Raw genomic sequence first — 12,294 nt, 5'->3', positions numbered from 1 at the left:
CAGTCAATTCGGAAGGTCAGGGGACAATGAGGAAAGTACGTCCTGTTGTTGCACTGCTCCTTTTTTCCCAATGGGACTTTCCGCCAGATGTTCAGATTCTATCGAAGGGATATCGACAGAGATGACCTTCAAGTCAGCCTGAATGCGTCGCACGACGCGCTTGGTCGTGATGTCGATCAAGTTGCGTAGATAGAAGCTGCCATTAACAAGGCTTTCTTCATGCATCCGCTTGTTGAAGGCTTTGACTGCATCGCGCTTGGGCGGCATTGGCGAAAGCCAGAAATCGTCGATCCCGGCTGTTGCGTCCAAATCATTGCTATATCTGCCCCAGACGAGATCGCGTCTGTTATAGATGGCTTCGCCGAGGGAAAGCACCGGCTTGCCATGGTTCAGTGCGAGCAGGCCAGATGTGCTATTGACCGTCACCAGCCCGAGGGAATGGCGTATCAATAGGCCAATAGAACCATCATCGACGATATGCACCCGGTCCGCACAGCCGGCAATCCGGGCCAGCTCCATTGCAAATGGGCGGTAGCTTTTATGTCCGCGATCCATTGGATGGACTTTGATCACGAGATGATGCGCCGGTGATGCAAATCGCTTGAATGAGCGGATGCTTTCGGTAATGAGCTTTTCCATCGTCCAGCCGCGGCCATGCCGCAACAACTGCTGGTCGTCGTGAACTTGCAGCGCGACCACGAAATACTGGTTTTCAAGGTTCTCGATCAAATTCAACATCATCTCGTTATTTGCCGGATAATGGCGAATCTTGCGGTAAAAATTCCGGGTCCAGAGAATGGACTCCGACAGGATTCCACGGCTTCGATGATGCACATTGCCGCGAAAGAAGACGGCTCCCGCGGTCTTGGCCAGATAGTAGCGAATTGCGAACAGAGTCATGGCCCGAAACAGATTGCCCTTTACCGGCTCTACAGCTTCTGGTGCAGGATTCTCATGGTGCGCAGGCTGCGGCCTGCGCAGGGGTGAAAGGGCATTGTTTCCATCCCATTCGCAGGTAATGAAATTGGGGCGCACATAGCCTTCTTCAAAAGACGAAACAGGCACTCCAGCGCGTAAGGCAACCATGATTGCCTGACGGTGATAGGGGCGGCTGTCACCGAAAAGCACGATAGCTTCGGGCCGCCTGCTGCGAATGAACGTATCAAGCCAATCCGACCAGGCATCCATTGAGCCGCAGAAATTAAGCGTGCCGGGGCCATGGGAAAACAGCCAGTCTCCGCCGTTGAAGTTGATTTTGAGAACGTCAAAACCTTCAGCTTCAAACGAGGCGGCAAGCGTACGGAAAAACGGTCCTACAGGACCCTGTAATAAAAGAACAAGCGGTTTTTCTGAAGTAAAGCAGCGAATTGCACGTCCGCGGATCGGAAAAGGAACGATTATACCAGATTGCCCGGATTTCTCCCTCACAGGTCGTCAAGCCCCTTCGCAATCGGTTCCTGTTTGACGTTACGCCACCAGAACCCAAAACAAACGCAATTTCAGATAGTTATTTCACTCGGTTTTTTATGGCGCTATACTAAATCCGCCAGAACAAGTATATTTACGACAATAAGATAGGTATTTGTTTTTGTATGGTTGCTAACGTACATTTGTATTGTGATAACTTTAATTATATCAATAGTTCCATACAGTTATAATTGCAGAATGTTTAGTTTCACTATATCTTGTGACGTAGTAGACATCTCTGATGCGGTTGTGGAGATCAGTATGAGGTTGGCATTGCCAAGCAAACATTGCAGAATCTGCCCTTCGACCTGTGAGCGCGTGATTGCATGACGCGACTCAGTCCCAACGAAGAATTCCTCGACTACATGACGCTTGTTGACCTTGGTCAGTCCGAGGTTGGCGATGCACACAAAGGCAAGCGGCTTGATCGTCTGATTGCATTGTTGCGCAGACATGTGCTGCTTATCCTGATGGTCGTTCTCCCGACGACCCTTGCCACCATTTACTATGGCGTTATCGCATCACCCCAATATGCATCCGAGACGCGCTTTGTTGTGCGCAGTCCAAACAGAAACGCAGCGGGTATGCTCAGCGGATTTCTGCAAAGCACCGGCTTTGTTCGTGCGCAGGACGATAGCTATGTTGTGATGGAATATATTGAATCGCGCGCGGCCGTTGCCACGCTGGAAGAGAAGAGCGAGTTGAGGGATTTGCTTGCCCGCCCCGAAGCGGATTTCCTCACCCGGTTTCCCCGTCCCTGGAGCGACACGACCGAAGAGGCTCTTTACAGGCACTATCGCAGGATCATGACTATTGATACGGACTCGAGTGGCGGCGTCACGACACTGGAAGTGCGTGCATCCCGTCCTGAGGACGCACAGAAACTCACCGAAGCGCTGCTTGTAGGCGCCGAAACGCTTATCAACCAGCTTAATGAACGCGCACGTCAGGATGCGATTCGGTATGCGAAGCTCGAGGTTACTGACAGCGAAAGCCGCATGGCAGACGTTCAGAAGTCATTGACCGGCTTCCGCAACAAGGTGGCGATGATCGATCCGAGTAAACAATCCGCTGTGATGCTCGATATGATTGCCAAATTGTCGGATGATGTGGCCAAGAGTAAGGCTCAATATACGGCACTCGTTCAACAGGCTCCCCAAAGCCCGCAGGTTCAGTCACTTCGCAGCAGCATTGACGCGATGGAAACGCAGATCAGTACGGAGCGCGCGCGCATTGTGGGCGGTGATGCCTCCATGGCTCCTCTCATCGCCCAGTATGAGCAACTGCTCCTGCAACGTGAACTCGGCATGAGAATGCTGGAATCCTCCGCCACATCGCTGGAGAATGCAAAGATCGAAGCGCAAAGACAGCAGCTTTACCTGGAGCGAATCGTCAATCCAAACCGACCGGATTATGCGCTATATCCAAAACGCCTCTATTCAATTCTGCTGATCTTTGCACTGTGCTTTTCGGCATTCTGGATTGTTCGGTTCCTGATCAACCAGATTTATGATCACGCTGAAACATGACAAATCCTGGAACCATTGTTTTCAAAGACTCCGATGGGGTGCCGGCACAATTCACCACCAATGTTCCGGCTCAAGATGGGTTGTCGAAAAATGGTGTTGTCGGCGCTTACAATCTCGTCAAGGAATATCCAATTCATGGCGGAACCCGGCGGGTTCTGGATAATATCAATTTTGAAGTGCGCGCCGGTGAAAAGATTGCCATTCTTGGCCACAATGGCGCGGGCAAATCCACGTTGGTGAGATTGATCGCCGGAATTGAAATGCCGACATCTGGTCACGTGGCACGGTCCATGTCCTTGTCATGGCCAATCGCATTGAGTGGCGGCTTTGGCGGCTCAATGACCGGCTTTGATTGCATGCGGTTTCTATCGCGAATCTACAACAGGCCGTTTGACGAAATCCGTGATTGTGTGGAGACGTTCAGCGATCTCGGCAAATATCTGAAAATGCCGATCAAGACCTATTCCTCCGGTATGCGCGCGCGCTTATCCTTTGGCCTGTCTCTCGCAATCGATTTTGACTGCTACCTGATTGATGAAGTGATTGCCGTTGGCGACCAGCGCTTTCAGCGCCGGTCGTTCGATGAATTGTTCGTAAAACGGAAAAACCGGGCGATGATCATCGTTGGACATACCCTCGATATCATCGCCGATCAGTGCAAATCTGCCCTTGTGCTGAAAAATGGCCGGGGGCGAGTCTTCGACGACGTCAAATTTGCCTTTGATATTTACGCATCGCTATAAGTCGAGCAACACTCAAGCTCAGTCACGCCGGGCAATGAAGTGGTAAGCGTGAATACCCGTCGTTGAACGATCATGCAAAAGGTGGACATTGGTCATCTGGTTCTTGTGAAACAGTGCCATGACCGTGTTCGCATCATAATCATACATCTGGATATCGGGATGACCGTAATTGTCCCTGTCGATAAACACGGTTTCATTTTTGTAGTAGTCATTGCGGAAGTACATCATCCGGTCGTTATAATATTCTGCACGATTTGCCGTTTTGAAAAGCGGGATGTGCAATGACGCAATGCCGCCGCTCTTAACGCATTGCAAGAGATCGTTGATGATGAAGTAGCCACGGCGCGGTTCAATGTGCTGCAAAACAATATAGCTGTTGAGCCAGTCAACCTTGACCCCTTCCTTGACGAGAATTTCCGGGGTTTCCACGCAGCGGACATTGTTGAGCCCGTGACTGGCAACATTTTTCAACGTAATGGAGCGCATCGTTTCCGATATGTCGATGCCAATGGCGGTGGTGGCTTGCTCGGCGAGGGGTATAAGCAGTCGCCCGACCCCGCAGCCGAAATCAATGACCGATTCCACTGGTGTCGAAAAGTCAGGAATAAGGCCTTTGATTTTTGTAGTAAGGTTTGCAATGTCTGCGCGGCCAGTCGCAAAAAATGCATTCATATGTTTCTTTGTAAGTTTCTTCGGCCTGAATTCATCTTCCGTCAGTACAGCCCAATAAGCATTGTCTTGTGCCAATTTTTCCCAATCTTCATTCGTGTCGCGCATAGGTATCCTCCACTGGCACTGTTTGGATTAGTTCACTAACGACAAGCTCCCTTGAGCCTATTCGAATTTGATATGTTTTCTAACATGTTCAACGAGGTAAAGGCCAACTGCCGTGGTGATCAGACAGCAGGTGAAAATGTATGAGACGTCATAATGAGCCTTGATGGCATTACCAAATGTACCCGCGCGAAACATTTCGAAACAATGAACCGTTGGAACGTAGAGCGCGAGTTTCTGTACGCCATGCGGTAGCCAGGAAACCATGAAAAACATGCCGGAAATTGGCAGCATCAGATATTGGAAAGGTGGCACAAGTTTTTCGACAACCTCAAATATTTCCGAAAGGGCCGCCAGAATGAGGCCCGCCGCAAACGAAAACCAGGCCATGAACAGCCAGCCAGCCAGATTAAGGCCGATATCTTCAAATGGATCGATGAATCCTGCCAGATATGCGCCAGAATAGACGACAAGCAGTGCGAAGGTCGTACCGCCAATTTCAAGCAGCGCGCGCGCAATCAACGCATCTGCTAAACGGATCTGCCGATGATACATCAGGGGAATGTTGTGACGCAGACAGGACACCATGTGTGAGGAAATGTGACGCCACAGGGTGAGGGGCATATACCCGCTCAGCACGAAGGCGATGACCGTTAGCCCATGTGCCTCGTGCTTCATCAAAGTCCACAATAGCATGACACCGCATGTCAGAATCATGGGCTCCAGAATCAGCCATAGGAAGCCGATATTTTCACGTCCGTACCGCGTTATCATCTCGCGCATGACCAATGCGCCTAAAACACGCGCTTGTGCGCGCAGGCCTGTCATAAAAACTGAATTCTTATTAGATTTCGACGGAACAGCTTCCATTCAATGTCTTCTTTAAATTATAGTCACTAAGCGACAATATGAACAATATACGTTCTTTTGATCAACGCAAGGATGATCCAAGTACTTCACAACTCATATATTTTAGACCTATAATCATTTTTCTTCTCTTGGAATGAGAATGATGCGTTGCATACTTTCGTATCAATTCCATAAAGGATTAAGATCATAAATAGTCTGGCACCCAATTCTTTCGTTCCGGCCGCAAAGAAGACTAGACGAGGATTGATATCCAAGCTTTGGCGAATGCGCTTTGCTTTGATCATCATTGTCATTCCGGTTCTCTCTGTCAGCATTTATTATTTGTTTATAGCAGCTCCGATTTATGTTTCTCAGTCTTCCTTTGTTGTACGCGTTTCTGCGCCGCCTTCATCATCCAGTTTTGGCAATCTATTGCAGAACAGCGGGATCACACGGTCGCAGGATGACACATTTTCTGCACAGGAATATATCCGGTCTCGCGACGCCTTGCTTAGGATGAGTGATGATTTGCCAATACGAGGCTATTTCGACCGGCCTGAAGCAGATGTCTTCGCGCGATTTCCCGCACCCTGGCAGACGGGTTTGTTCGAAGAACTCTATAGATATTATTCGCAGCGGGTGCAGGTCATTCATAATGACACAACCGGTATAACCGTTCTCAAGACATCGGCTTTCCGGCCGGAAGATGCCTATGCGATGAATGTGAAACTGCTTGAACTTGGCAGCGACCGGCTTTCCAAAATGAATGAGCGGGCGAGGGGAGATGCAATCCGCTTCGCCACTGCTGAAGTTGGGAATGCCGAGCAACGGATGATCGATGCGCAGAAGGCAATTACCCTTTTCCGCAACAAGGAACTGATGATCGATCCCGGGCAAAATTCGGTATCGCTTGTCGAACTGATGAGCCGGCTGAGTGCTGAATTGGCGGCGTCGCGTGCGAATCTCGCCGAGACGAAGGAAACTGCACCTGATTCCAGTTCCATTCCCTTCATCACCAGCCGGATCAGCGCACTCGAAGAGCAATTGAAGCTTGAGCAGGGAAAAATTGCCGGAACAGATGGCTCCATCGCTCCGCGAATTGCCGATTATGAAGCGTTGATATTGCAAAGGGAGTTTTCCAACAAAGCACTTCTTTCTGCACTCGACTCCCTCAAGACGGCAAGGGCGGATGCCAGGCGGCAGCAGCTCTATCTCGAGGTGGTGGTCCCCGCCAACCGTCCTGATAAGGCGGAACTACCAACGGAATTGAAGAACATCACCATCGTTCTGCTCGTTACGTCTATTGGATACCTGCTCGCCTGGTTGCTGCTTACGGCAATCCGTGATCACAGCAGTTAGAGCCTTTCCGGCAGAACGATTCTATTCAAACTGGAAAAGCTGGAGCTGCATATATCAGCTGCCAGCCAGGCGATTGTCAGGTCCGTTCATTCCAGAACATTGCCCTAAAAACAGGTGTAAATCTCGCTGATGCATCCCTGAATTTCGCGCTCATATGGCGAGGTCGAGTCGACATATCCCATACGTTCAAACTGGAGATTGCGCGCTTTGATATAGAATGTCAGAGCTGATCGGTAATCGCCGGTTATTTTGTGCAGATGGCCCAACTGAACTTCCACATCTTCCAAACTGTCGGGATTGAAAGCCGTCGCATAGTCGCGATATTGACCATAAAGCTTTGACGCCTCGTCAAAATCACCATCTTCCTTCGTAACATTGGCATAAACGGCGATCATGTCGATCTGGCCATTTTCGACCACCAGTTCACGCAAAGCCGCGCGGGCTTTTGACCAATTGTTTTCTTCAACAAGGCGCATGGCGTCGCGCCGGTTCTGTTCAAGACCCGGCCTGCTGGAACCGTTGCGGGCGATATTCACATGCCGCGCGATCTCCATATCATCAGGTGAAAGTTTGAGAGCCTTCTCATACCAGATGAAAGCCGTCTTCAGGTCGCCTTTTCGATTGAACAAATGGCCAAGTTGCACATGTATATCCACATCGCGCGGATGGAGACCTTGGTATTTGCGATAGGCCGTCTCGGCCTGATCATAATTCCCTGCCTCTTTTTCGCTATGTCCAAGCTGTACCAGCAGATCCGTTCTGGCAGGATTGTCAGCAACAGCTTGCCTGTAAAACGTGGCAGCGGTTTGCCAGTCGCCGCGGTTGCGCGCGGCATCCGCCTGAGCCACAGCCGTTCGCTTTGGTTCCAAGCCGCTTTCTGCCAGTTTAAGGGCTTGCTTTGCAGTCTGTCCGGAAAATGGTAGCCGGATCATGGTTTCACCTCGCGGATCATCGAGATATCCCGAATGCGAACCCATGAAACTTCATTGCCCGTATCGATGACTTTTACACGCAGTTCAACAAAGCGGTGTTCTGGGCGGATTTCGGTGGCAAGATTGCCAGCGAATGCTCCTGCTATCGTGACTTCCTGCAGGATATCCAGACCGGAATTGGCAACCAGCTGGATCGCAAGCTTAGCATTTAATTCTTGAATGAGGTCGATTTGAACGCGCCATGATCCGGCCTGCAGGCTGCGTTTGGGACCGGCAAAAAGCCAGCCAGGGCTTACTTTCCAGCCATCGTCCACGACGTTGATCGGTTGGCGCAACAAATCAGGACCGATCATCCAACCAGAGCCGGGAACTTCGCGAACGAAAATCAATGTCTCCTGACCATTCAGATCGTAGGAAAGGCCAGCGGGTATGGTGCGCGCTTCGCTGTTGTCCACTTCACCGGACAAAGGGTCTGTCTCATCAAGCGTATCCCAAAGCGAGATGCGCCCATCACGCCGGGCAATGCCGACTATCTGTTTTACCGCCTGTTCACGCGTTCGCGTGCCACGTCTCAGATCAAACTCGAAAGCAAGGCGTTCTTTATCCGTTGGTTCGCGCCCAAGAATCTTGGAGAAACTGTACCGGAGGAATGCCACGTCGCTATCAGGCGCGAAACGGGTGAAGTTCTCGATCAGTGCAAATTGATCGGCCGGACGGCGCACGACCTGTGCCGAGAAATCGCCAATCTTCTCATTTGTCTGGGGGGATGCGGCCCGCAGAGCATCAATAACTTTCATTCGGTTGGTTCCATCGCGGATGGCCTGCGCCAGATTATGTCTTTGGTCAGCATTCAGATCAGTCTCGGCGAGATTGAACGCCGATGCCCAAGCGTCAACAAATGCGTCAGCTGGCAAGGAAAAGACATCCTTTGGCAAAGCTTGGAGAGGGATCTTATGCAGCTCGGCGATTGTCATATTTGCGCCCTAACATCTGTTCGATAATCACAACATGCCGCGCAGCAACGCGCGGATACGAATTCCACTGTGCTGCCTGACGGCGATCGGCATCACGCAGACCAAGAAGGTCCGGATTCTGCGCAAGGCTTACGAGCGCCTCAGCAACGCAATCCACATCGACGGACCGCACAACGTGACTGATTGGCCACATGTCGCGCAGTACCTGCGAGCGGGAGCATAGCAAGGGGCGGTCAGCAGTCATGGCTATCCGCGCTGCACCCGTCGCTGTTTCGGTCGACGCGCCGTAGAGAAAGCCGAGCAGGTCGCATCGGGAAAGTTCATTGCTCAGCTCTGTTTCATCAATGAAATCAAATCTTGCCGTCGCAACATTGTGCAGGTCGAAATGGTTCAACAGATTTTCGATCAGAACTCGTGATGCTCGCGATTCGTCGTTTGGAACCATGCAATTGAGGAGTTTGAGCCGCAGACGCGGTTCAAAGAGGCGCGCCTTTGCGAAACCTTGTACGAGAACGTCAATATTCTTGTGCGGCATCAAAAAGCCGAATGAGCCTACCGTGAATGTCGATGGATCAGGCTGCAGTGCGGCTTCTGACGCTTCGCGCACGCCATGAGGTACAACAACCGGATTCGGATGGCCTGCCTTGGCCAGAAGGCCGGCATCTTCTGCGGAATGAACAAACACGACATCAAAGCCTTTTGTCCATTCCAGATTCCCGCCACGGAGGGTTTCCTTGACACTGTGCATGGTAATGACGCGAAGTTTATGATTGACCTGCTGCAGCGTCTTCAGCAGCAATTCCATATCCGGCGTAGAAAAATGCCCCGGATGATGCTGCATCCACAGCACATCTCCCTTTGCGTTCTCGATTTCCGCGATAAACCGCGTCAATGAAGCAAGATCATAGCCCCAGGGCCGTGTTGTAATGGCAGCCGTTTCAGCAATCTGGCCAGCAGCGCTTTCCGGTAGCTCGTCGTCAACAAATCGACGCGCATAGATGTGCGAAAAACGACCAGCGAGTGCCGGGGTCGAATAGAGGTGTCCCGAATAGGTCGCCAAGCCGCATTGCTGTTGCCAGGACGAGACAAGATCAATTGTCCATGGCTGCCTGGAAGCAACCAACTGTTTCACAGGTTTGGCGATAGCCGCTAGGACCCTGCCGGCAACCGAGTTCCATCCGGTATGCTCGTCCAGAAACCTTTGCGCATTTTTGCTGCGCATGCGTGCCTCCTCCTCATTTGTAAGTGCTGCCCGCATTTGCGTTCCAAGATGTGCAACGGATGGTTCAGCCCACAGACTTAATGAGCCAGATACGTGTGCCACTGATGGCGCCATGTGGTAGTCAACCAGCCATGCGGTCTCGGGAGTGCAAAAATCCACCTGACCGCTGTACCCGGTCGTCACCACGGGTATTCCCAGCCGCATTGCCTCAGCCAATGGCAATCCAAATCCTTCACCTCTGCTCGGTGCGACAACGAGCGAGGCAGTGCGATACAAGCCAAGCAATTGCTCCGGGCTGCAATATTCTTCCATAAGAATAACGGGCGGCGCGCTCTTTAACTGCTCGTCGAATTTGGCCATGACCGTTTTGAGGATATTGTCAGGATTAGGAAAGGTCTTGATGACCAATTCAACCGGTTCTTCCTTGGTAAACGTTTGGGCGTAGGCCTCGATAAGCACATCAACGCCTTTGCGGGGAAAGCATGAAGAAACGTGCAAGATGCGAGCCTTGCCATTCGGGGGCAAGGGAGAATCATCCACAAGTCCGGAATGCGGTTTTATATGGTCTGTTCCATTACCAACGACCTCGACCGGAATTGTAAGCCCTGATTGCTCAAACGCTTGTTTCACGAAATTTGATGTGACCATCACGAGATCAAGATCGCGGTTAAAGCGCGAAATCAGATATTGTGGAACTTCGAGTTCTTCCCAAGCGAAATTGACGTAGGCATTGAATCTTCCGAGCATATCATGCGTAGCCGGAGGCCAGGTATTGCGCAGATGCACGTCGTAAGTCTCACCAGCCGGATACTGAGCGAGCAACCGACGCTTGACTTCGGGTACAGCATCAAGCCGAGCATCAGTCAGCCAGTCTGGCTCGGGCGTATAGAGAGAAATCTCAATGCCAGTAGCGATCAATGCCTGTGCGAGGAGGCGGTTAACAATGGCAAGGCTATAGTCGCCCTTGAAAACACCATCAAAAAAAATGCGCTTGCCCGCGAATTTTCCAAGCAAACTTCTGAAATCATACTTGTTTTCATCGAGCGTATAAGGTGAAGCCAATAGTTCACTACGCATTCATTGCTCTCCAAAGCATTTATAAAAACGATTTCATACTGAAAAGGGTGATTTGTAAATGGGATATATATTATCTTAACGAGAGATTATTATTGTGAATGGTTAAAATTATAGACCGCACCTGGATATTCAGGCGCGGCCTATACTATGTTTCAATATTAAGACGCTTTTGCTTCGTCTGTATTATATCCAAGAGCAACTTCGCGTTCTGCGAGAAGTGCGCGTGCGCTGTCGACCGCAGGCCCCCAATAAGCAAGAGGATAGCAAGCCTTAGCTTCCTTCGCTTTTACCGAAGTAAACTGCAGAACACCGGGCTCCAAGAATACATTTCTGTTTCCAAGATCCAGATAAGTTTCGGCTTGAGCGCCTTCTGCCCAAATCACATCATGTTCTTCGAGCTCAACGTGGAAATAGTCGATTGGGCTAAGAATGATCTCCTGCGTAATGGTTGTGCCATTTATCAGGAGCTTTGCCGGGATGAGTGATCCATCGATAAACATGCAGTGATCCGGAGAGACGAAGAGATCCCGATGAGGAACATTCTCTGCTATGGCACCAGCACGGATACGCACAGGTAGCTCATCACGCGGTTTGTCCATTGCCTTTGGGTCAAGTCTGCGGCTGCCTGTCCATGTGACTGCTACAGTGCCATTATTCAGGCTAAGGATAAGATCGCCCTCTTTTAGATATTCTACCGGCACTTCACCTTCAGGTGTTGCAATCATTGTTCCGCGAACGAAGCAAGGAGTGACGAACGTGATGGTGTCGTTGGCATTGTTGAATGTGTATGTCGCGCCGGCAGGAATTGTATAGGTTGCTAGTGTAAAGAGGTTACCAAGTCCGCCGTGGAATGTAATGACATTGCCAGCTTGGGTCACGGAGCCTGCCCCCGTTACGGTTACTTGGTCGCCTGCACTGGCGTTAACAATGCTTGGCGTGGAGCTCAACGAAAGGTTGAGTGTTGGTGGAATGTAAGTGAAATGTCCGGTGCCAGTTGACCCGAGGAAATCCACGGTAGTCGTTTGGAGGACATCGACACTCACTGCCGCAGCATTGATTGTAAGAGAACTACCTGCGCCGACGTTGTAATTAAAAGTTGAACCGGCGCCGATAGCCGCAAGTTGTGCATCCACGGTAAGGTCGGCGCCGTTGATTACCTGAAAGCTGGTGTTTGTAATACCTGTTACACCTGCGAACGAGGTAATATTAACGTCAACCCCATCAACAATCAAAGTAGCACTGGAAACCAGACCGAGGTTTACTGTATCACCATTAGTCGCGTTGCCAGAATTAATCGTTGTCGTTTGGTTTTGAAGAAGCTGAACATTTAGCAAGGCCATAGCAAATCCCTCTCTGTTAAGAGCTGAG

At 50.7% G+C, this 12,294-nt stretch carries 10 protein-coding genes and 1 pseudogene; 4 read left to right on the top strand and 7 right to left on the bottom strand.

Translation table 11 applies throughout. The features are described 5' to 3' along the window. Nucleotides 1-3: 3 nt before the first annotated feature. Nucleotides 4-1,428 (bottom strand): capsular biosynthesis protein, encoded by a 1,425-nt coding sequence (locus tag FHW17_RS13260; RefSeq protein ID WP_112526092.1) that lies wholly within the window; start codon nt 1,426-1,428, stop codon nt 4-6. 365 nt (nt 1,429-1,793) lie between these two features. On the opposite strand from FHW17_RS13260, the gene FHW17_RS13255 reads away from it, so the two are divergent. Together FHW17_RS13255 and FHW17_RS13250 are read left to right on the top strand one after the other, a co-directional pair. Further along, nucleotides 1,794-2,996, top strand: coding sequence for a Wzz/FepE/Etk N-terminal domain-containing protein (locus tag FHW17_RS13255; RefSeq protein WP_182510077.1), 1,203 nt, complete (start codon nt 1,794-1,796; stop codon nt 2,994-2,996). Then, a complete protein-coding gene (locus FHW17_RS13250; protein ID WP_112526096.1) occupies nt 2,993-3,739 on the top strand; it encodes an ATP-binding cassette domain-containing protein in 747 nt (248 codons plus the stop codon). The genes FHW17_RS13255 and FHW17_RS13250 overlap by 4 nt, the downstream gene beginning before the upstream one ends. 18 nt (nt 3,740-3,757) lie before the next feature. On the opposite strand, the gene FHW17_RS13245 is transcribed toward FHW17_RS13250, so the two are convergent. Next, nucleotides 3,758-4,516, bottom strand: coding sequence for a class I SAM-dependent methyltransferase (locus FHW17_RS13245; protein WP_112526098.1), 759 nt, complete (start codon nt 4,514-4,516; stop codon nt 3,758-3,760). A 57-nt stretch (nt 4,517-4,573) separates the two neighbouring features. Further along, nucleotides 4,574-5,341, bottom strand: coding sequence for an ABC transporter permease (locus tag FHW17_RS13240; protein WP_227989086.1), 768 nt, complete (start codon nt 5,339-5,341; stop codon nt 4,574-4,576). A gap of 285 nt (nt 5,342-5,626) precedes the next feature. On the opposite strand from FHW17_RS13240, the pseudogene FHW17_RS25200 reads away from it, so the two are divergent. Together FHW17_RS25200 and FHW17_RS13235 are read left to right on the top strand one after the other, a co-directional pair. Then, a pseudogene (locus FHW17_RS25200) lies at nt 5,627-5,881 on the top strand (Wzz/FepE/Etk N-terminal domain-containing protein); the annotation flags it as partial. Nucleotides 5,882-5,890: 9 nt separating this feature from the next. Further along, nucleotides 5,891-6,721 carry a hypothetical protein gene (locus tag FHW17_RS13235; RefSeq protein ID WP_246706850.1) on the top strand — a complete coding sequence of 277 codons (831 nt, stop codon included), beginning with the start codon at nt 5,891-5,893 and terminating at the stop codon, nt 6,719-6,721. A gap of 104 nt (nt 6,722-6,825) precedes the next feature. On the opposite strand, the gene FHW17_RS13230 is transcribed toward FHW17_RS13235, so the two are convergent. From FHW17_RS13230 to FHW17_RS13215, 4 genes are all read right to left on the bottom strand, one after another. After that, the gene (locus FHW17_RS13230) at nt 6,826-7,653 is read right to left on the bottom strand and encodes a tetratricopeptide repeat protein (RefSeq protein WP_182510075.1); all 828 of its coding nucleotides are present in this window, start codon (nt 7,651-7,653) and stop codon (nt 6,826-6,828) included. Next, the gene (locus FHW17_RS13225; RefSeq protein WP_246706824.1) at nt 7,650-8,567 is read right to left on the bottom strand and encodes a hypothetical protein; all 918 of its coding nucleotides are present in this window, start codon (nt 8,565-8,567) and stop codon (nt 7,650-7,652) included. Before FHW17_RS13225 ends, FHW17_RS13230 begins: the two co-directional genes overlap by 4 nt. Before the next feature lie 37 nt (nt 8,568-8,604). Continuing rightward, entirely contained in the window at nt 8,605-10,926 is a 2,322-nt protein-coding gene (locus FHW17_RS13220) for a glycosyltransferase (protein ID WP_182510073.1), read from the bottom strand. 158 nt (nt 10,927-11,084) lie between these two features. Continuing rightward, nucleotides 11,085-12,266, bottom strand: coding sequence for a Hint domain-containing protein (locus FHW17_RS13215; RefSeq protein ID WP_112526111.1), 1,182 nt, complete (start codon nt 12,264-12,266; stop codon nt 11,085-11,087). Nucleotides 12,267-12,294: the final 28 nt, after the last annotated feature.

The organism is Phyllobacterium sp. P30BS-XVII, from assembly GCF_014138335.1.
Classification (GTDB): Bacteria; Pseudomonadota; Alphaproteobacteria; order Rhizobiales; family Rhizobiaceae; genus Phyllobacterium; species Phyllobacterium meliloti.
This window is presented reverse-complemented; position numbering and strand designations above follow the sequence as displayed.

What these genes read in the sequence shown, in the direction of transcription:
- FHW17_RS13250 (WP_112526096.1), top strand. Translation starts at nt 2,993, where the DNA reads ATGACAAATCCTGGAACCATTGTTTTCAAAGACTCCGATGGGGTGCCG.
- FHW17_RS13215 (WP_112526111.1), bottom strand. Translation starts at nt 12,266, where the DNA reads ATGGCCTTGCTAAATGTTCAGCTTCTTCAAAACCAAACGACAACGATT.
- FHW17_RS13245 (WP_112526098.1), bottom strand. Translation starts at nt 4,516, where the DNA reads ATGCGCGACACGAATGAAGATTGGGAAAAATTGGCACAAGACAATGCT.
- FHW17_RS13230 (WP_182510075.1), bottom strand. Translation starts at nt 7,653, where the DNA reads ATGATCCGGCTACCATTTTCCGGACAGACTGCAAAGCAAGCCCTTAAA.
- FHW17_RS13220 (WP_182510073.1), bottom strand. Translation starts at nt 10,926, where the DNA reads ATGCGTAGTGAACTATTGGCTTCACCTTATACGCTCGATGAAAACAAG.
- FHW17_RS13255 (WP_182510077.1), top strand. Translation starts at nt 1,794, where the DNA reads ATGACGCGACTCAGTCCCAACGAAGAATTCCTCGACTACATGACGCTT.
- FHW17_RS13240 (WP_227989086.1), bottom strand. Translation starts at nt 5,341, where the DNA reads ATGACAGGCCTGCGCGCACAAGCGCGTGTTTTAGGCGCATTGGTCATG.